Annotated in this window: 13 protein-coding genes; 4 read left to right on the forward strand and 9 right to left on the reverse strand. The window is 55.3% G+C overall.

Annotated elements, in window-relative coordinates; genetic code table 11:
* The first annotated feature begins 15 nt into the window (after positions 1-15).
* The 3 genes from QUE75_RS13255 (at position 16) to QUE75_RS13265 (ending at position 4470) form a co-directional block, all read left to right on the forward strand.
* Positions 16-2175: an Ig-like domain-containing protein gene (locus QUE75_RS13255; RefSeq protein ID WP_286250811.1), complete on the forward strand. Its 2160-nt coding sequence runs from the start codon at positions 16-18 to the stop codon at positions 2173-2175.
* Between the two features lie 330 nt (positions 2176-2505).
* Positions 2506-4062, forward strand: coding sequence for a methyl-accepting chemotaxis protein (locus QUE75_RS13260; RefSeq protein ID WP_286250813.1), 1557 nt, complete (start codon positions 2506-2508; stop codon positions 4060-4062).
* Between the two features lie 3 nt (positions 4063-4065).
* Positions 4066-4470: a PAS domain S-box protein gene (locus QUE75_RS13265; protein ID WP_286250815.1), complete on the forward strand. Its 405-nt coding sequence runs from the start codon at positions 4066-4068 to the stop codon at positions 4468-4470.
* Positions 4471-4495: 25 nt separating this feature from the next.
* Here the strand turns inward: QUE75_RS13265 and QUE75_RS13270 are convergent, their stop codons facing one another.
* Genes QUE75_RS13270 through tnpA form a run of 4 tightly spaced genes read right to left on the reverse strand, consistent with a single transcriptional unit; the run spans position 4496 to position 7046 of the window.
* Positions 4496-4765 carry a hypothetical protein gene (locus QUE75_RS13270; protein ID WP_100732364.1) on the reverse strand — a complete coding sequence of 90 codons (270 nt, stop codon included), beginning with the start codon at positions 4763-4765 and terminating at the stop codon, positions 4496-4498.
* On the reverse strand, positions 4755-6467 hold the full coding sequence (gene tnpC / locus QUE75_RS13275) for an IS66 family transposase (protein WP_374815464.1): 1713 nt from the start codon (positions 6465-6467) through the stop codon (positions 4755-4757). Before tnpC ends, QUE75_RS13270 begins: the two co-directional genes overlap by 11 nt.
* Positions 6415-6759 (reverse strand): IS66 family insertion sequence element accessory protein TnpB, encoded by a 345-nt coding sequence (gene tnpB / locus QUE75_RS13280; RefSeq protein ID WP_016915087.1) that lies wholly within the window; start codon positions 6757-6759, stop codon positions 6415-6417. The genes tnpC and tnpB overlap by 53 nt, the downstream gene beginning before the upstream one ends.
* Positions 6756-7046, reverse strand: coding sequence for an IS66 family insertion sequence element accessory protein TnpA (tnpA, locus tag QUE75_RS13285; protein WP_286250842.1), 291 nt, complete (start codon positions 7044-7046; stop codon positions 6756-6758). The genes tnpB and tnpA overlap by 4 nt, the downstream gene beginning before the upstream one ends.
* 73 nt (positions 7047-7119) lie before the next feature.
* Here tnpA and QUE75_RS13290 point away from each other — a divergent pair, with 73 nt between their 5' ends.
* On the forward strand, positions 7120-8463 hold the full coding sequence (locus QUE75_RS13290) for a putative bifunctional diguanylate cyclase/phosphodiesterase (protein ID WP_286250845.1): 1344 nt from the start codon (positions 7120-7122) through the stop codon (positions 8461-8463).
* 65 nt (positions 8464-8528) lie between these two features.
* Here the strand turns inward: QUE75_RS13290 and QUE75_RS13295 are convergent, their stop codons facing one another.
* The 5 genes from QUE75_RS13295 to QUE75_RS13315 all read right to left on the reverse strand — a co-directional run bounded on the left by QUE75_RS13295 (position 8529) and on the right by QUE75_RS13315 (position 20779).
* Complete coding sequence (locus QUE75_RS13295; protein WP_286250847.1) at positions 8529-11510, reverse strand: parallel beta-helix domain-containing protein; 2982 nt, start codon at positions 11508-11510, stop codon at positions 8529-8531.
* Positions 11511-11606: 96 nt separating this feature from the next.
* Complete coding sequence (locus tag QUE75_RS13300; protein WP_286250849.1) at positions 11607-14093, reverse strand: amidohydrolase family protein; 2487 nt, start codon at positions 14091-14093, stop codon at positions 11607-11609.
* Between the two features lie 211 nt (positions 14094-14304).
* Positions 14305-15669 carry a DUF1329 domain-containing protein gene (locus QUE75_RS13305; protein WP_286250850.1) on the reverse strand — a complete coding sequence of 455 codons (1365 nt, stop codon included), beginning with the start codon at positions 15667-15669 and terminating at the stop codon, positions 14305-14307.
* Positions 15670-15695: 26 nt separating this feature from the next.
* Complete coding sequence (locus QUE75_RS13310; protein WP_286250852.1) at positions 15696-17600, reverse strand: DUF1302 domain-containing protein; 1905 nt, start codon at positions 17598-17600, stop codon at positions 15696-15698.
* 95 nt (positions 17601-17695) lie between these two features.
* Positions 17696-20779: a hypothetical protein gene (locus QUE75_RS13315; protein ID WP_286250853.1), complete on the reverse strand. Its 3084-nt coding sequence runs from the start codon at positions 20777-20779 to the stop codon at positions 17696-17698.
* Positions 20780-20855: the final 76 nt, after the last annotated feature.

A 20855-nucleotide genomic window follows, 5' to 3' on the forward strand; every position in this document is an offset into this window, starting at 1 on the left:
GCAGAGGATGCAATCATGATGTCATTTAAACACTCCTTGTTGGCGTTGGGGGTTGCTTCAACCTTCTTGCTCACTGGCTGTGGTGGCAGCGGAGGCCCAGGCGAACCGCGCCTTAACGTGCCGGAAGATCCTACTCGTGACCAGACCGAGCAACAGGGTTTCTGTAATTCCTCAACTACTGAGTTTTCGATCACAGAATTTGTTCCTGCTGACGGCGCCCTTGATGTCGCGGTTAACTCCAACGTGCGCATTACTTTCAATGCAAATGTTGATGCGGACAGCGTTCCGGGGAATGTCAGGTTGCTCGATGGTGTCAATGAGATTGTTTTAGAAGACGGCAGCCCCCGTATAGTGGGTAGATCCGTGGTGCTCAATCCACTAGGCGATCTCAACGGCGACACGACTTACACCATCCAGGCTCTCTCGGGCTTGCAGGCTGACTGCGGTGATTCAGGCTCGACAAAATCCTTGGTGGATAGCGAGTCCTCAAGCTTCACGACGGGCTCTACTACGGAGCAAGACACCACCGGGCCGATGTTTGTGGCGGCAAGCCCTAGTGATGGTGAAACTATGGCCACCACGGACAGCCGTATTTTCGTCGAGTTCGATGAGCCAATAGACCCATCATCGGTCGACGGTACCACGTTTATTGTTCAGGAGCTCGATGACAGCGGTAACGTTGTTGGGCTGGTTTCTGGTGCATTCAACGTAGTAGGCAACTCTGTTGAATTCACTCCCAATCAGGCACTTAAAGGCCAAACCTTCTACCGTATTATCGTAGAGGCCAACATCACGGACCTCGCAGGCAATCCTGGCGAAGCATCAAGCTCTACGGTGTTCCGAACAGGCGGCTTGGTGCTAGCTCTGAATGAGGGCGTAGTTAGCCAAATTCCTGGTCTCGGGGAGGCACTGAATGACTTGGCGGGCACCCTGCTTGATCCGTTGGCTTTTGGCGATTCAGAGGATGGCCTAAACAGCCTGGACAATGCCTTGATCTTGAAACTGCCGTTGATTGACGGTCTTTCCGGGGTATTAAATGGCGGTGCACTGCCGAGCCAATCTACCAATACGATTGACGGTGTCGATTTCCTGAGCTTCCTCACCGGTGTGATCGCTGTGTGCGACCCGAAATCGGTCAATAACGGAGAACCCGGCGCTGATTGTACTCTGGCGCTCGATCTGGGCCTGGGGCAAAGCCAAATCTTCGCTTTTGCCGACGCGTTCACCGGAGGAAATCCTGAACAAGTACCGGATCTTCTTCTGGGATTGATTGAAGGATTGGCTTCTGGTGATCTGGGCACCGTGCCACCCGAATTAGCGGACCTGTTTGAAGAGAACAATCGTGGTTTACTTCAGCTAAAGGTCCTGGAAGACAATTCAGTCCCACTGCCTCAACCACTTGAGGATGGCCTTCTTACTGTTCTTGATGCAGTTGGTCAAATTCCCGTACTCGGCGAGTTAACCAGTCAGCAGGATGCCAAGGCACTGGCAGACATTGGCTTATTGAAAGGCTCTCTGATTCGGGTTAACCTCGGCGGCTTGGCCTCTATTACTGTTCTGGATGGTTTTGAAACCTTCGTTGGCCCGAATGGCGTTCTTAACCTGGGCGGCGCACTATTTGATACCCTGCTGGAACTCTCACCGATTGGGGGTGGAAATGGCGGCACTCCGAGCCGTGAGGATCTGCCTTTGATAGGTGACTTGCTCACTCTGCTCGATGCTGGCAACTTTTTTGGCGGCGACGGCTTTGACCCGTCTAATCTGCCGATCATCGGAGAGCTATCTGGACTGCTTAACTTAGGCGATGAATTTGGTGCTGGAGATATTCCGGTCCTCGGAACGTTGCTATCAGCATTGGATCCTAACAATATCGGTGAGGGCGACCTCCCCTTGATTGGTGATCTGCTGTCCCTTCTAAACCCAGATACCATCACGAACGGCGACCTGCCGATCATCGGTGATCTGTTTGAGCAATTGCTTTCTCTTGGCCAAGACGGTGGCACGCCTCTCGACGATCTGCCGCTGGTAGGTGAGTTTGTTAACCTGCTTCAGGGCGGCGCAGCAGAAAGTCCACTAGGCGACATTCTTGATCCGTCGATGATTCAGGAAATTCCTGTATTGGGGCCAGTTCTGGATAGAATCGTCGGCGGCCTGCTCGGTGCTCTCGCAGGTTAATGATGGCACTGAACGCGCTCTTGAAAGAGCGCGTTCAGTGGTGTGTCCGTCCTTAGGGGATCGCTCATGTAGATTGCCTTCAGGCAGCGCCCCCCCCTCCGCCATAAGCACGGATGCGCAGCACTGACCTCGTTAACACCACGCTTTTGGCCAGTGCTTTCTGGATTCTACTCCGCATCTCTTCGGCCAAACCTGTTTTTGAGTGCAAAACTCAACCTTTATTCATCTGAATTGGAACGGCCTCTGAAAATTTATGTCTAAAGTTCTGCGTAAACGGCCGATATAAGTAAATTGAATTAGATTATAACCAATGTACTTTGCGGAGTACCTATGCGAAAAAATCTCCCCGTCACCGACACTGAGCGCACCTTCTCACCCAGCCAAAAGCTGATTTCGTCGACAGATCTAAAAGGAAAAATCAAACACTGTAATCAGGCTTTTGTGGATATAAGTGGCTTCTGCCGTGACGAACTGATTGGCCAACCACACAACATTGTTCGCCACCCCGATATGCCGCAAAAAGCTTATGAAGAAATGTGGGCCTGTCTTAAAGCCGGAATACCTTGGATGGGGCTGGTTAAAAACCGTTGCAAAAACGGTGATTTTTACTGGGTAAGCGCTTACGTTACGCCGGTAACGGAAAATGGTGAGATTGTTGGTTATGAGTCCGTTCGATCTTGTCCGAGCAGAAAAGATGTCGCTCGGGCAGAAAAACTCTACGCAAACATTCGGAGCGGGAGGGAGATCGGGGCACATGAAGCAGCGATGCAATCGCTACCGTTTATCACTTTAAGTCTCGTTTTTATCGCCACAGCTGCACTCTTCTGGGCTGGCCGGCCCATGTTGTCTGTGGTTGTCTTGGGGGCGGCGTTTGTCTGCCTGTTTATCTTTTCATATCGCGCTCAAGCCAGACTTTTGAGCTCTATTAGGGCTCAACTAGGCAAGAGCTTCACCAGTAACCTCGCCGCAAAAAGCTACACGGATGACAGCCTTCATATTGGCAAATTGAAGGTTGCCATTATGGCTCAGAGGGCACATCTGGACGCCGTTCTTACTCGATTGGAAGATTCTGCAGGTGAGGTTCGGTCACGCACCATCAGAGGTATGGAAATTGCGCATGAAGCCCAACAAACGATGCAGAACCAACAAGCGGAAACAGAGCAGGTAGCCGCGGCTGTACATGAAATGTCTGTGACCATTTCCGAAGTGTCGCAGAATGTCCAGCTTACTGCAGATAAGGCAGACAATGCCCGAACTGCTTCCGGGCATGGGGTAAAAACTATTAACTCGACCCGCCGAGCAATTGAGGACCTTAAACAAACAGTTCACAACATTGGTCAGTCTGTAGATGACCTCGCTCAGCAGACTCAGCGAATCGCATCAGCCGCCAAAATTATCGAAGACATCGCTGAGCAGACGAACCTTTTGGCGCTTAACGCCGCAATTGAAGCTGCAAGAGCTGGCGAGCATGGTCGGGGCTTTGCGGTGGTTGCCGACGAAGTAAGAAATCTTGCCCGTAGAACCCAGGAATCCACGAAGGACATTCACGGCGTGGTATCCGAGCTAGTCAGTAAATCTGAACAATCGGTTGTGGTGGCAGATACTGGCGCAAGTGCTGCCGACAACGGGCTAGCGAGAATGCTGGAGGCAGAATCCAGTCTGACGGAAATCGCAGATTCGGTTGCCACCATTGCTGAAATGGCAATGCAAATGGCAGCGGCAGTTGAAGAGCAGGCGCAGGTTTCCGATCAGATTAACGAGCAAGTGGAGCGAATTTCGTCTTTGGCTGGCGAAAATCTTCAGAAAGGTGAGGAATCGACTCAAAGCGTGCGTGAAATGGGCGACATCGCTAAAGATCTCCACGAACTTGTTGTGAGGTTCAAATAACGGATGAGCAGTGAAACTCTTGAAAACGGGTTAGCTCAAGCGGTGATGCAGGCGGCCGTTGACGCCATAATCGTAATCGACCGTAACGGGTCCATCCTGAGGTTTTCAGATTCTGCCAGGACGTTGTTCGAATACGGGCCGGATGAAGTTCTCGGGCAAAATGTTTCATTGCTTATGCCTGAGCCCCATGCCCGTGCTCATGACCAGTACCTCACCCGTTACCTGAAAACGGGCACCCCCCAGGTTATCGGATACGGCCGCTGTGTAAGTGGGCGTAAAAAAAGTGGAGAAGCCTTCCCCATGCACTTGTCTGTGGGTGAAACGACGGTGGATGGTGAAACACTGTTTGTAGGAATCTGCCACGACTTGACCGCCTACACGCAGGCTTTATCAGCAGTTGAAAAGTAAGCGTTCATTCCACGACATAGTTGACCTATTTCACGTCACGGAGAGGCCTTAATAACTCCGGCGAGACCTTGTACTGTTTGGTACCGTCCTCGGCTAACACGATCACGCTCTTGCGGTTGATCTTGGTGACGATCCCCAGCACAGGTCCTTCCCGGCCTTCGAAGGTCACTTTCAGGCCAACCCGCAACTGACTCAAGGCTTGCAGGGTTTCCTGCTCTTGCAGTTCATCAATGCGCTGGCAGATGTACTGGTTCAGCTCCAGCAACTGGTCGATGCTCATGTCCTCAATGCGCACGGACGGTAGCCTCCGGCTGTTTGCTCTGTCGGTCAGGATGGCGTGGGTCGATCAGCGCCCGTAATGGGTTGTCGGCAAACCGGGTTTTCCAGAGTCGGGGCGTCAGGTCGCTGACGTCACTGGCCGGGTGCTGGCTGATGCGTTGCAGCACGTCCACCAGGTAGGTGTAGGGGTTAATATCGTGCAGCTTGCAGGTGCTGATCAGGCTCTGGATGATGCCCAGGTGTTCCGCGCCCAGTTCGGTCCAGCAGAACATCCAGTTTTTCTTGCCCATGGGAATGGGCCGTAGGGCCCTTTCCAAGTGGTTGGTGTCTGGCTGCACGTCGGGATTTTCCAGGAACACGGTCAGGCTGGTTTCGCGGCTGAGCACGTAGTTCAGAGCTTTGGTCAGTGGATCGCTGGGCAACAGCCCGCTTTGCGCCAACTGATCCCGGCACCACTGGAAGAAGTCGCTGACCATCGGCTTCGAGTGGTCCAACCGGTACTGGCGTTTCTTCTCGCCAGTCAGCCCTTGAGCTTTAATGATCTCTTCATTCTGGTACAGCGCCGCGATCCGTTGCAGGGCCTCAGTAACTTTCTCCGGGTGGTCCTTTTGAGCCTCGATGAAGTAACGGCGACTGTGCACCCAGCATTGGGCGTGGGTGACGTTCTCCTGGGCGGCGGCATAACGGGCATAGGCCGCGTAGCCGTCACTGATCAGGGTGCCGCTGAACGACTCGCTGAGTACCTGTTCGATGTGGGCCCGGCCACGGCTGTTCGAGTAGGTGAACACCACTTCGTCGGCATCGCCGTACAACGGCCAGAACCAGCCGGATTTCATTTTGCCCTTTTGTGGGCCGGCCCGGCCCTGATGCCCGGCCTTGATGGGCGTTTCATCCATGGCCAGCACTCGACTGCGCAACACGTTATCGGCCTGGGCATCCACAATGGGGCGCAGCAGGTCGATGGCGCGCTTGACCAGGTTGGTCAGGGTGCTGCGGCTGACGGTAATGCCCGCCTGTTGAATACGCTGGTGCTGGCGATACAGCGGCAGATGGAACTGGAACTTGTCCACCAGCAACCCGGCCAGCAGGCTGACATCGGCCAGGCTGTTGTCCAGCACGTTGAACGGAGCCGGAGTGGTTACCAACTTCTCGGTTCCCTTGCGCCGGAATACCGGGCGCTCCACTTTCAGTACCACATAACTGGAGGCCCGCTGGGCCAGCCGGTAGGTGGTCTTGCTGCCGATCACTTCGTACTGATCGGCCTCTGGGCCGGTCAGCTCCGGTGGCCGGTGCTCAATGACTTCCATCGGGACATCAGCGGTAAAGCGCAGGCCGGTGTCGTTCAGGCAGTCGTCGTCCCGCTGCTTTTTGCCGGTGCCGCGCTGGTAAGCCCGAACCGTGCGCTTCTCGTCTACCGGTGGCTTTTCCGGAACCGGTGCGTCATCCGATGTAAACAGGCTGTCCTGACCGGGCAGATCGAACACCTGCTTCTCGGATTTGGGACCGAACAGCTGCTTCTTGAACCAGTCCAACTGGTGCTGCATGACCTGAAGTTGTTCACGTAGCAACGCATTTTCCTCGGCCAGGGCCGAGTAAGAAGACGTGTTGGAATGGGGGGCGGAAGCCATTGAATTCATGACCGATATTATACCGGAAGTCGGCCTTCTATACCCCTCGAAAACGCTTGAACTGGCGGTATTTCTGCACTTCGATGCCATCGATCAGCAGTTGCAGATCCGTCAGGGTCAGGGCTCGCTGACCCGAGGCGGATAATGGCACCCGGAACTGCCCCTGCTCCAGGCGCTTGGCCCACAGGCAGTAACCGGTGGCCGTAAAATACAGCATCTTCATCTGGGTCTTGCGCCGATTGACGAAGACGAAATACTGACCGCTGAGCGGGTCGTGCTTCAACTGATTCCGAACAAGGGCACTCAGGCCCCGGAACGATTTGCGCATGTCGGTGGGCTCTGTGCACAGCCAGATGCGCGCCTGGCTATCGAGCCCGATCATCCGTTCTGGCTCAGCCGCAGTTCGACGCCATTGCCAAGGCTAAGCACAATATTCCAGCCTGGGCCGGAGGATGGAGAGCTGCCCATCAGTGATGACAAATCCAGAAAGCTGGCTTCACCGGAACCTGCCGAATCGTCGGTCGACGGATCGGACAGGCGCTTGCGCCAGTTGCAGAAGCTGGCATAGCCAATGCCTTCCTGTTTGCAAAATTGTGGCGCTGACAAGCCGCTGTCACGCTGCTGATCAACCAGCGCCTGCCACTGCTCGGGTGTGCGGTGCTTTCTCATGGGGGTAACCTCGTGTTGGAACATGTGAGGTTACTGTAGGGCGAATTTCAGCGGGGTGGCAGGACGTCTTGGAATGAACGCTTACGTTGAAAAAACAGAGCAACAGTACCTGAAGGCGATTCAAAGAGAAAAGGATCGGGCTAACCAGGAAGCGAATTATCTGCGGACACACGATCCTTTGACGGGGTTTCTCAACAAACAATCCATAGCCGGGCAACTAGAGGCTTGGGGCACCATATATTCTCGGTATGCGTTAATGCATTTCGACTGCGAACAGTTCAACTTAATCAACCAACACTTCGGATACGATGTAGGCGATCAATTGATTGTTGAGGCTTCGAAACGAATTCAAGATCATGTGAATCGGGATCGTTTATGTGCCCGAATTGGCGCAGATGATTTTCTGGTCGCTGTTCCGGTGTCTTGCAGGGAAGAGGCTATCCGGATCGCAAATGATCTGATCGCCTGGTTGAGCATGCCCTATTCTGTGAACGGAGCAACGATACGTCTATCCGGTAATGCCGGCATTACCTTGTACCCAGATGACTCACGGCTGCCGGCCAGATTACCCGGGCTTGCTGAATCGGCCTTGAAGGAGGCCCAAAAACGCAACGAAGCAATTGCCATCTTCGACGCAAACCACCATCACAGGCTTCAGCGCAGAATAGACTTACAGATGGGGTTAAAACGAGCACTTGAGGAGAACGAACTGGAGATTTATTTTCAACCCCAGTTCTCTGTTAAGGGCCGAGAGCTGGCAGGTTACGAGTGCTTGCTCAGGTGGAATCCGGGGGGATCAGGCTTCATCTCGCCATGCGAATTTATTGCCATTGCTGAGCAGTCTTCGCTCGGATTTCGCATCGATGAGTACGTCCTTCGCAAGTGTCTAGCCATTCTCCAGGATGCTAGTGAAAATCTCCAGAAGATCCCACCCGTCGCAATCAATATCACCGGTTCTCATTTTGCACTCTGTGACTTCTCATGCAAGGTATTTGATCTCCTGGAAGAATACAAGATTCCAGCGAGTCAGATTTCCCTCGAAATAACTGAAGGCGTGGTGATGGAGAATTCCGCATGCGTAGACAGAAACCTTACTCGTTTGCGCGAGCATGGTGTTCGGGTTGCAGTAGATGATTTCGGTACTGGTTATTCGTCTCTTAGTTACCTTAGGCGCTTAGCCATTGATGAACTTAAAATAGACAAGAGCTTTATTGATCAGATCGAGAACGAACAAGGCGCGATCCTGGTTAAAGCGATTATCGACATAGCAACGGCATTCGACATAACTGTGACTGCTGAAGGAGTTGAAACAGAACAACAGCTCCGCCTACTCGATTCCATGGGTTGCAAATATTGCCAAGGCTACCTGTTGGGTAAACCCATGCCAGCACAAGACGCATTGGCACTCATCGAATAACAACTTGGGGTCAGACCCCAGGACATTTGATGGTGCGAAATGTCCGGGGGTCTGACCCCAATTTGTTAGTTGAGTGATTTGAAGATGCCGGTGCCGCCGCAGGCTTCGGCGTTGTTGTAGCTGGAGTCGACGACGTTTGCGATCCAGTGGTTCAGGAGCTCGACGGCTTCGGTGTGGCTGACGCTCTTGGCGATAGGTGGCATTTTGCGCTGGGGATCGCTGGCGTCTTCCATGCGGCAGGAGACGATGGAGCGGTCTGGATCACCCGGCACCACGACATGTTGCCGGCCGCAGGAGCCGCCGCCGGTTGCGGTGGGTTTCTTGCAGATGCCGTAGCCGGCGTCGATGTTGCGGTAGTGGTCCAGGTAATAGCCGGTGTTGGAGGCCGCGCCTTTATCGTTGTGGCAGTGCTGGCAGTTCACTTCCAGGTAGGCCCGCAGGCGGGCTTCCACATCCGCCCTGGAGCCGGCGGTGGCGCCACTATCGCCCGGCACGCTCCAATGGGGCAGGCGTTCAATGTTGGTGGCTACGCCCCGACCGTCAATTTGCAGGGCCGGCACGTTGGCCAGAAGGCCCTGATCCTGCCAGTACTTGAGCTGGTTTACCTGCGGGAAGCCGCCCTGCCCTTCGGTGCCCATAAAGCGGGATTCCGGCTTGTAGGCGCGGTTCAGGTTGCGGGGCTTTGGACCAATGGGCGCCGCACCCGCTTCCAGGTCGTCATTGGAGTGGCAGGTGATGCACTGGTTCTGGTTGGGAATGGAGTAGCTGTCGGTGGAACCGGCCAGCACTTTACCGGTGTGTTGGTCCTGGTAGTGCCAGCTGACACTGCGGGTTTCGCCGCCCGGTACCAGCTTGGCCACTTTCTTGCCGTTAGCCTCCGTGCTCCAGCTGTAGGTTGGGCCACTCCATATGGCCTTACCACTCTGGGAGGTGCGTTTGATCAGCAGGCGGGTTTCCACCAATTCTTCGGTACCTTTGCTTTCATCGGTGAAGGCAAAGGTTTTAGCGATGACCGTGCCATTCGGGAAATGAATGGTGCCGTTGAGGTTACCGCCGTTCTGGCCGTCCATGTACATGGCCTTGGTGCCCGGTGGAATAAACGCTACCCGGTACTTGGTGGCGTAGTCGGAGAACAGATTGGAATTGAGCACGAACGGCACGCCGCCTTCGTGGGGCATGCTGCGCGGGTCTTGAGCGTTGGCGAACAGGTTGTACTGCTCCAGACGCGGGCAATCTACCGTCAGGGCCTCCCGGTTAATTTCGCCAGGCTTAACGGGCATTTCGCACAACTGGTTAATGTATTCCTGGGTAGGCGCCGGGTCTACCGAGCCGCTGCGCTCAAACGGCGGAATGGTCACCCGGGGCAGGCTGGCCAGGGTGCGACCAAAGCGGGCCTGGCAGTCGTGATCTTCGAGCTTGGTATCGGCGAAAAACTCCAGCGGGCCGGTGAGCGTATCCCGCAGCCCCTGCCACGAGAGGATTGCGCCCAGATCATAATCCACCAGGTTCAGCACCAGTTCCAGGCCACGCATGCCGTGGAAGTTGATGTAATTCTGGCTGTCTGGTGACATCTCGTTGTCGTAGATGCACGAACCCCACTCCGGCAGCTTGCGCTGGCCCTGGTCGTTAAACTTGTAGGCGTTATAGAGGCAGGATGGGTTGGGATGTTCGTTGGTGTGAATGGGTTTACCGTTGGCCTTTTTTGGTACTGGCTGGCCATTGGCGTCCACCGGGTACGGGCAATCCGCATCATAGTCATCCAGCAGACCATCCCACACAATATGGGCGCCCTTGCCGGGGTTACGGATATTCTTGATTCCGATCAGCGTTGGCAGCAAAGTTTCCACCTCGCCTTCACCAAGTACCTTTTCCAGGTTGGGCGGGGGCAGGTCATAACCGGAGTTCTTCATCACATTGTTGTGGATGTGAAGGCCTTCGGTGTATGGGTCCAGTTTTTTGTCGGACGTTTTACCCTTGCCATCGATCAGCTCGTAGCTGGTGTAGATGATCGCTGCGGTGCTGTTGTCTTCGAAGACGTTATTGTAGATCTCGATGTTGTCGTAACCCAGGGTAATGAACCCAGTGCCCCGGGGCACGGCAGAGACGATGCCGCTGGGGGCAAAGTTGTAGGTGTTGTTGTTACGGGAGATGTTGTTCAGCATCACCGAGGTATCGCCGTACTGGGTGATGTTTTCCAGATCGTAGATCAGGAAACCGCCGGTGTTGCATTCCGCCAGGTTGCTGTCGTATTCCCCGCCCTGCACGTTTTCGATCTCAAAACCCATGACGTTATAGGCGGCGCGGCTGTTGCGGATGATGGCGTTATTGGTCTGGCCAACGTAGATACCGGCATCCGAGGCGCCGATGGATTCGGAGTTATCCACCAGAATGTTTTCCGACTCCACGGGGTAGATACCATAACGGCCGCTGGAGGCACTGGGTACGTAATCCGGCGCCGGGTCGCCCTCGTTGAATGGCGGGCTGGTGCACTCCACGTTCAGCCGGCTGGCGACGTTTGCCCTGGTGATGGGTTCACCGCCACCGGACCAGATAGCGCGGACGTTCAACAGGGTGCCCCATTTGACGCCCTTCAGCTTGAAGGCATCGCCCGGGGAATCCAGGATGGTGAGGTCCTTCACGGTAATGCCCCTTACATTCAAAGCTTCCAGACCGGTCACGTTGTCGCTGTTGCGGAAATTCAGCACGGTCTCATCCTTGCCGCAACCGCGAATCTCCACGTCTTCCGTGGCCTGGATCAGCAGCCCGTGGTACAGGTCAAAATAGCCGCAGCCGAATTCCAGGCTATCGCCAGGGCGCAGCTGGATCATCGCCGCCACCATCTCTTCGGTGGCCTGCTCACCGGGCTCCACCCGGAACACCCTGCCTTCACTGAACCTGGGCGGCTGTTCCGTTTCCTGGCCCGGCCGGTTGGCATCGGCCCGGTCATTACCCGATGAACCGCCGGAGCCCCCGAAACAACCGGACAACAGCAGCATTGCGCTGATCCCCAGCACCGCAAAACCTGACGTTCTCAGTCTCTGTATCATGGCAATTATCCTTCTTCTTATATTTTTGGGGTCAGACCCCAAGACATTTGATGGTGCGAAATGTCCGGGGGTCTGTCCGGGGGTCTGACCCCAATTTCATAGGGGGGCGTTTTCGATGCGTTCCCACATGCGCAGGTAAGCTTCGGCCGAGGTGAAGAGTTGGTTGACGGCGTCGTCGATCAACTCTTTCGGGCGGTCGGAGTGGAGCATCATGTCGGCGATCTGGTCCGGGTAGAGACCGTAGTGGGCGACGCCGCGGCCGTCGTAGAGGCCGAATTCCCGGTCGCCGGTTTTCTGTTTGTGGAACACCACGCGGCCATCCACGGAGGTGAACGGGTAGAGCCTGGCCTCGTCTTCTGCGCTACCGGGGTTGTTGGCGAGCTGGGCGATGCCATTGACGTCGGAGGCGAAGCCGGCGCCGCCGAAGGGCCCGACTTTCTGGTCGTCCGGGCGGGGGCGGTTGCCATCCCGTACCAGCTTGTCTACCCAGTTTTCGCGGGTTCCACCGAATGAGGCTGTGATACCACCCTGGGCTGCAATGCGATCACGAAGGGCTTCGGTACCACCCCAGCTGCCGTGACTATTTATAACTGGGTAATCCAACTTCTCTGTGATGTCGAGAATGCGGGCAGAGGCCTTGCGGCTGATGTGGTCCGTTTCAATCATCATCTTACGCCGCACGAGTTCCTGTATCAGGAAGTCGCCCAGGTCTGTTAGGCCACGGCGGTTGCACAGGTGCCCAGTACCCCGGCGAGGATCCAGTGCTTGGATTTCTTCAGGTGTTTGCGGAAAACGGTCACCTAGGTAATCAAGCTGAAACAACAATTGATCCAGAATACCGAAGGGTTGAAGAGCTGCATTCTGGTCAGTTTCATCCCCCACAAATTCAGTGCCCTCCGGACACTCTTCAAACTCTATTGGGTGACCGGTTTCCAGCAGATTACCAGCATAGAGCACAGCGCCAATACCCACACCGGTAGAAAGGTCTGGCAGATGGCCACCGAAGGCGTTATCGAATTTATGCACCGGGAACATGTTGCGAACACCCAACCGGTATAGCTGATCCATCCGCTCAACAATGTCTTGTTTGGTGCATTCGGGCACGCCCATAAACTCGCCACAGCGCATGACTTTCGACATTTCGATACCGAGCACCACCGCCATTTTGCCCTCGCCAATCACTTCCCTTGCCAGGGCCGGGCTGGTGACAATCTGGAACCAGCCTTCGCCAGGACCACCGTGCTGGGCGTCTATGTAATCCTGCATCTCATACATGCGCTGGATCTGCAGCAGGATGGCTTCCATGGGGTCGCAATCGTTCTGCTTCTGCGGGTTGATACCGCACAGCACTTCGTTATGAACCAGATGGTTTACCAAGATTTTCATACCGGAATAGTGAGCCCGCTCCAGCCAGCGGTAGTAACTCTGGTGGTGTTGAAGTGAGTTGTAAAGGGGCCAATCGTTAAAGGTTGGCCAACCCTGAGTATCATGGGGGCCCGTACCGCTGGTGACCAGTTCCAGGAAACCGGTGGTGCCCCAGGGGCCGTGAGCCACTTCACAATTTTCCAGGGCATGGGTTACGCCAAACTTGTGGAAAGGCGCGCCATAGTTGATTCGACCGCCAATGAATTCATAGGCAGAAATGTGGGAATGGGCGTCTACGTAGCCATAAACATCGTCGGTATTGATGCCTTTGATATTCTTGAAACGGTCAACCTCTTTGAGGTAGATGGCTGGACCTCGGCTGTCCACAACGTCCAGATTAAGGCCGGCCTCCGGGTATTCGGTGCAGCCTTCAGCTTCAGTGAAGGTAAAAGTATTGGAGGCATTACGCAGCGAAGGCGACGTCAGTGTCAGCCCGTCCTCCGAGGTACCTAACAGAAGCCCGGTGACTGCGGAGGTTATAGTGTACTGGTCGGTTTCCTGGTGTTTGTTGAGCTTCCAGACGGCAAGATCATTGGGGCTATCGACTGCGGCCAATCTCGGCAAAACATCGATATTGCCCAGCTGCCCTCCCGCAAAGTCCAGGCTTTCGCCGAGCTGTCGCAGAATGCCACCGAGGGGCAGAATCGGGTCGAGTATCAGGTTAACCGTATCACCTAACCCGGACACCAGATAACTCAGTTCACCAATGAAATGGCCGCCAGCGTCTAGGAATTCCCCGCCCGGATCGGTAATTCCCAACAATTCAAACCGGCCAATCTGGCCATCACCCCGAGAAAAGCCAGACATCATCAAATACGATCCAAGTTCAGTCGGGCGCATTGTAAAGCGCACGGCCTTACTTGCCTCGGCGGTAGTACCGTACTGACCACCTGACACGTCAGAGACATACAGGCCATCAGCCTGAAGGCTGTAGCAGCCATTGGCAAAAGCAAAGCGGGTATTTTCATAGGCGTAGGTTTTTGTGTCCTGCCCCGGGGGTGACGGCGGAACGTTGTTGCCGGGATTTGGCCGCTGTTCGTTGTTTGGCGTGACGGCCGATGGAGAATCACCACCATCGCCGCCACAGGCAGAAAGCAGAATGAGTGAACTTGCACAAACCGCAGAAACCAGCAGGCGCTGGCGCGCAGAAATGGACACGTTATGTCTCCTTTACGGGCTTTTTGCCCTTTTTGTTTTGATATCGCACTACATTATTTATGCTTAATTATTAAACAAAAATAACAAGGAGTCACGTCTCGGAAAGAGGCATTGCGGGCCAATCTTTAGGGCATCAGACAAAGGGAAAAAACAGAAGAGAAGTGCCCGCCCCGAATGGGGCGGGCGGAGGTAGCGAGGGGTAACTCCGCGCTTAACGAACACCTGCACGGCGCAGTGCCGCCGGGGTGAAGTCATTAGATCGGGCGTTTACCTCAAAAGTGTAGGGGTCACTTTCTTCGTTGGTCAGGCCCATCACCAGATAGCGGCCAGACATCAAGTCGTACAGGGTTTCTGCAGCATAGAAGGGCGCATTGATATCATAGCCTTGAAGATGATGAGCCTCGGCAACACGCCAAAGATCCCCTCGTCCGTCATAGTGATCTACCACAGCGATCTGCCAGGAATCCTCATCCACATAGAAATCCCGCTGACCATAAATGTGGCGTTCGCCATCTTTCAGGGAGGCGCGTACATGCCATACCCGGTGCAGTTCATAGCGGGTGTGCTCCGGGTTGATGTGTCCCGGCTTGATGATATCTCCATAGCTCAAGTCACGAGACGCCAGACGATAGGAGTTGTAGGGAATGTACATTTCTTTTTTGCCCACCAGCTCCCAGTTGTAACGATCAGGAGCACCGTTGAACAGGTCCAGGTTGTCAGACGTCCGCTGGCCATCTGCAGCGGTACCCGGGCCGTCATAAGCCACCTGTGGCGCCCGGCGAACACGGCGCTGGCCGGAGTTGTACAGCCAGGCACGGCGTCCTTCTTTTACTTGATCAAGGGTTTCATGCACCAGCAGCACATTGCCCGCCAAACGAGATGGAGCGGTGATCACCTGCTTGAAGTAAAACAATACGTTGTCGTCCATGCCCGGCTTGTAATCTGCCAGCTCAACGCGATCGGTCAGGTGTTCTGTAAACTTCACCGGACTAAAATCTCCATTGGCTTGGGGCGTTACCTGTGCCACATTCCGGATGATGGAGCCGCCACGGTAGCGAGTGATGTGGTTGAAGATCACTTCCTGACCCTTCTGGGGGATCGGGAAGGGCACGCCTTTTTCGTAGTTTTGCAGACCGTTGCCATCCGATGTCAGGGATACTGTAGTGGCGTTTTCTTTCGCCAGACTCAGAAATTCATCCGGATAGGTGGACGTGCGCCGGGTTTCATACACCGGAATCGAGAAACTGCTGTAGGTTTTGATCATCGCCACCTGCCCTGGGGACAGGTTGTCTGCGTACTCGTCGACATTGCTCTGATCAATCACAAACTTGAGCTGATCATTGGGGAACGGATCTGGGTAGACGCCCTCTTTCGACTGGTTCACCCCTGGGTTGGTCAAACCACCATTCCAGGCAGGAATGGTGCCGCCGTTACCGGCTTTCACCGCGCCGATGGGCGTCAGTTCGTTGCCGAGTTTAGCGGCCTCGGCGTCAGATACTGCGGCCATCGTAGACGATGCTCCGAACAGGGATAGCGCAATGGCACCGGCAATCAGGTGTTTCTTGTGGGTTCCCATGATGAATACTCCTGTGCTTGTCGTTATCAGAATGAGTAGGAGATGCTGACCGAAACGAAGTCCCGGTCGGAGATTTCGTTCCAGTCTCCTCCGAAGTAGCTGGTGTAGTTGATAGAGCCTGAGTAGCGGTTTTGGTAATTGGCATCGAGGCCGAGGCTCAACGATTTGTTGCCTTCCTTGAAGTTACCACCTGGGTCTGGCGCGTAGCCTTTCACATCATGGGTGAAAAACAGCTTGGGCATCAGGTTGATGCCGGCAAAGGCGTTGGCGTAGTCAAGCGCGAAAAGGGTACGGTATCCCCAAGAGAACGACGTGGTGAAACCATCGTTCTTACAGAATGTGGGGTTGATATTCAGCCTGGTGGTTTCATCACCCGGCCCCGCGCTGCAGAAATCCCCGGTAAAGCTGTCGCCCTCGAGATGGACCGGGCCAACACCAAACATGCCAGAACGACCATATCTTGCCTCGCTCTTGTCTGGCAGTTCATGTACGTAAGTTGCCCCAACTTCCGCTATGGTGATGAACCGGTCGGCGCCAAACACACGGTCAACGAAGTGGATAAGCGTAGCCTGGGCTTGCGAGATGTCGTATCGATCAAAGCCATCCACACGCTCACCCGCGTAATTGACACCCGGATTGGCATCACGGAATCGCTGCTCCAGTTTGCTGATCACCTGGCCGTCGGGACCACGCTGTTGCAAACCGCCGTAGATCAGTTCGAAGGTATTCCACTGAACAGGTACGTTTTTCTTGAAGCTATACTCTGCGCCCAGTGAGGTGCCTGTCGGTAATGTAGTGTTGATGCTGATGCCGTATAGGTCGATACCTTTCGGGTAATCAATGTAGTAACTGGGGAACCGGGACTCCGGCAGGTCCGGGTTGCTAAACTGGCTGTCGAACTCAGCTTCCGGGTTAGCCACAATGCCGCTGAGCATAGGCAGCCGGCTGTGATAGCGAACGTAGTAGAAGCCGAGCTCTGAATCCAGAGCTGGTACATACCACCGCAGCGCAACGCCAAACTGGTCTTTGTCGCCAGGCTCTACATCCCCTTGGCGGGGAGCGATGAAACCTTCCTCAAACGCTTGTGCATCGGGCACCTGACCTGCCAGCAACACCGGCCCGCAACCGGGGGATGCTACGTCTGCGGTCGAGAAATAGGTGCCACAATCATCAACCTTGAACGGCTCCCATTCGAGCTGTGCATAGGCTTCCAGCGTGATCTCCGAGGTCAGGCCTATTGAGGTGTAGATCATGTTTACCGGCAGCAGTGCGTCTTTCAGTTCTGCACCGGGGGTTCTCAGGGCAACCACATCAATCGGATTGGTTGCGTTGATACCGCCCTGGATGAAGGTGCTCTCGCCCCAGCTGACCACTTGCCGGCCAGCCCTGACAGACACCGGTGTGTTGCCCAGGTACCAATCGGTAAAGATATAGGCATCCAGCAGATCCGCGCCTGCGGCGTTGTCTTTGGCTTCACTGTTAAGTTTACGGCGCTGCCCTACCGGGTCCACCGCTCGTTTGTTGTCTTTCAGTTCATGATCATAGTAATAGGTGCCACGCACCAGCGCGCCGATACGGGTGAGGTAGTTGCTGTTCGGGCTGTAATCCAGGAAGAGCTCGGAGCGGCCCCGGAGGATCTGCGAGTACGGGTCGCCTTTGTCAAAGTTGAGGTTACCGTCGTCAAAGTTGTTGGATGACGCCCCAATGTTGCTGTACGCAAATTCTGGCCCCAGGTTACCCTGGGAGATCAGGTTTGGATCACGGTCTTCCACGCGCACAGCGATACCTGCAGTCAAGGTTGTGCTGAAGGAAGCGTCAATACCATAGAAGTTGAAATCAATGGCGGCTGCCGGAGATGCGATCAATGCAGCAATGGCTGCGGCCAGGCCGGTGTGTTTTCCGGCGAACCGGCTAATCGTTGTTTTTGTCATTGGTATGCTCCTGTGTCTGAGCTGCCCCGGCCCTCTCCGGGCCGGGTTCATTATTAGCAAGTGGTTTGTGGATCAAGGCGTAAGGGTGGCGTGCTTCAGCCCCCGGTGAATGCCCCGAACAAACCGCCGACCAGTCCTGAGAACAGCCCACCGACGGTGTCTGTAAGGAAGTTGCCCGAGCCGCTGGTCCCTGCGGACTCGCCATCACCGTTTTCAACAGGATCACGACCTCCATCCGTGAGCCCCTCGCAGCTGGCGTCGCCCGGATTGGCTCCAACGCCCTGCACAACACACTCGTTATCAATCGACACCTGTCCGCTCAGAAACAGGCCCCGCATCTGTGCGATCATCTCGTCGAAAACCGCACTGGAGCTGAACGGATCTGCACCTTTCTGGCCAGCCGAGACAGGGTTGCCATGGGAACCTTCGAGGAACCGGGTAATGACCGGCCTGGTGCCGTCGTTTGCGGAACTACCGGTATCAACGGCCCCCATAAACCTGGCGAGCGGATCGGTACCCGCCAGCGGCGCCGGCAAGCTCTTGATCTCGAACCCGGTATCTTCCAGAACCCGATCCAGCGGGCCTTGGTCGTACAGGTCGCCATCAGCCGAATTGGGGATAGTGCCGTCGCTCGGGCGGCCCGGGTCTCCCGGCATTCCCGCAATGGACGTCAGCAAGGTGGCGTTGTTACCGGTTTGATCATACAACGGTGCAAAGGCGACGGGATCTGTTGAATCCAGCAGCGCCTGGAACACGTTGAAATAAATATTCAGCTCTGTCCGGCCCTGAGCTAGCAGCCCCTCTGAAGCCCGCTCCAAGGTGGGCAGCAACACGGGCGCAATGGCTTCCCGTGAGTTTTCGGCCAGCCGGCTGAAGTGCCCGCCGGTGTTGAACAATACCGAGGCCCGAATCGGAGTCAGGTCTGGATTGTCTTCGGCTGCCAGGTTATTGATCACCGGGAAAGGCACACCGCTCATACCGCTGAGTGAGTGGCTGATGAAGTGCACCCGGCTGGTATCCATTCGAATCCCGTTGCTGCACGGGCCATTGTCATTGCAATCGTTAATGGCGTTCTCAATGGCCGGCAGTAAAGCATTGACATGTAGCAGGTCCAACACACCCTGGCGCATGTTGTCACGGGTGTTGGCAAAGTTGGTAAAGTTCAGGAACAGGCTACCGGATTCCGGATCTGGCACGGTGCTCGCGTCAACCGGGCTCATCGCTGGCCCTGCGGTGAATCCAAAGTGACGCTCCGTGGCATCAGGCGAGCTGCCTTCTTGTTCGGTAATCGCGACCATACCGGGGCGGCCGCCGCTCTGGTCTGACGTTGCCGCTTGCCCGAAGACACCGTTCAGAGGCAGGTCAATGCCAACGGTGATAAAACAGTCTCCGCTGTTCTGCAGTGGTACCCCTTCACTCAGGCACAACAGACCCGCAGCGGTAGCCATCGGGAGAATGGCGGAACGGTCTTGAGTAGCCGCGTGCTGATAGATGATGACCGGGAATTCAAGCGTCGGGTCAAGGTTTGAAATTTGGCTGGGATCAGGAGCCGCTACAACAATGGGAACTTTTACATCACCTTGCTTCTGGGCGAAGGGGAAGCGGTAGCTGACACGATCAGACTTTGCCTGCGGCAAATTGGGATTGGCGCTGAAATCTGCCGGCAGCCAGGAACCGGTTTGCAGCGGCCTGCCATCCGTTCCGTCTGGCAAAGACTGGTAGTACGGCAGGGTGATTTCACCCTCGTAGACTCTCGGCGTAACCGTAACATCCGGAAATATCGGAATCTCTATGGCAACCTGTTCCAGCGCCGGGTTGATGTCGCCGCCTTCCTTTTGACTGAAGAAGCGCACGGGCGAGTCAGAGCCACCCTGATGGGCTTTGGGGAGGTCCAGCAACTCTGCGGCTTCTTGTGCCAACTGAGTTGCCCGACCAGAAACATCCGTTACGGCCTCAACCGCCGCCACGGCAGCCGCCTGTAAGGTATACGCTAGTTGACGGTCTGTACTGTCAGATTCAACCAAGTCGTTGTAACGCAAAGTCATGTCTGAGGCATTGGCCTCTGCCAGCAAGGTGGCCAGCTCCTCGTTATACAACCTGAATTCTTCATCTGTCAGCAATCGGAAGAGTTCCGAGTTGATCTGCTGGTCTTCTTCAGACACACCGGACAGCGCTTGGCCCGACACATTAAGGTTTCCGGCAATCAGTTCTCTGATCACCGCTTGCTTGCGCTCCATCATCAGGTGCTGACGGAACCAGGCGGCGGGCGCAGCATTCGCCAGCAAGACATCCTCTACCGCAGTGGTGGTAAAGCTGATAGCAAAGGTAACATCATCAAATGTCGTTGCTTCTGCTTCCGGACCACCCTCCTGGCGCTTGAACTGGAAAAATTCGCTGGCCCAGGCCCGGGCTGGCAACACCGACATGCGCAAGGGCATTAACTGGGGATTGCCAAGAACAAAATCCGGATTGGATGCGGAGTTAAAACGGTTTTCTGCGACCAAAGGGTCGCCATTTTTATCGACAATTTCGTTGCCAAGCGCAACGGCGTACTTGGTTTTCGGGTTGAGCGGTGCCAACGGCTGAACCCGGATGGCATTATTGGGTGCGCCGCCAGGCTCACCTGCAGGCCCCGAGAGGTCAACGGTGATAATGTCGACCCTGAAGCGCTCCTCCAACAACTGCCCGAAGATTTCATCCGCTTGCAAGGTGCGGCCCTGTGCCTTCAGTCTCTTGGCCAGCCGGTAGCGGTCCATATCAACTATGCCTGCAACCTCACCGTCTTGCGGGAATACGGCATCGCCGGAGGGGAAGTCCATCTCCAGAATGAAGACATTCTGGTCCGGGTTGGGCACCACTTCGCCATCGATCTTGACAAAGTTCCTGGCATCCAGCGTCTGGTTCGGGTCCAGGCTGTCGTTCATCTTGATATCAAACGGAGCCAGGATGGAGTTGCCATCCACAAAACCCAAACCGGTGGTTACCGGGTTTTCGGGGTCTGTACCGTTGAGCATGGTGCCGTCCAACTCTTTGTTGAGATAGAACAGCGGGTCACTGGGAAGAGGAAACTGCGTTTCCAGCGGCCGGAATATGGGGCTGGTGCCTTCAGCAAGGATATTCGGGCTGCCGACATTGTAGGTCGGATTGGCATTCTTGTCGGTTTGCCCGCCGCTCTCCAAACATCCTGTTAACAGGAAAGCTGTGCACAACCACAGTGAGTTTAATTTTCTTAGCTTGTTGCGCGGTAGCATTAGC

Origin of the sequence: Marinobacter shengliensis, from assembly GCF_030297115.1 — a bacterium.
Classification (GTDB): Bacteria; Pseudomonadota; Gammaproteobacteria; order Pseudomonadales; family Oleiphilaceae; genus Marinobacter; species Marinobacter shengliensis.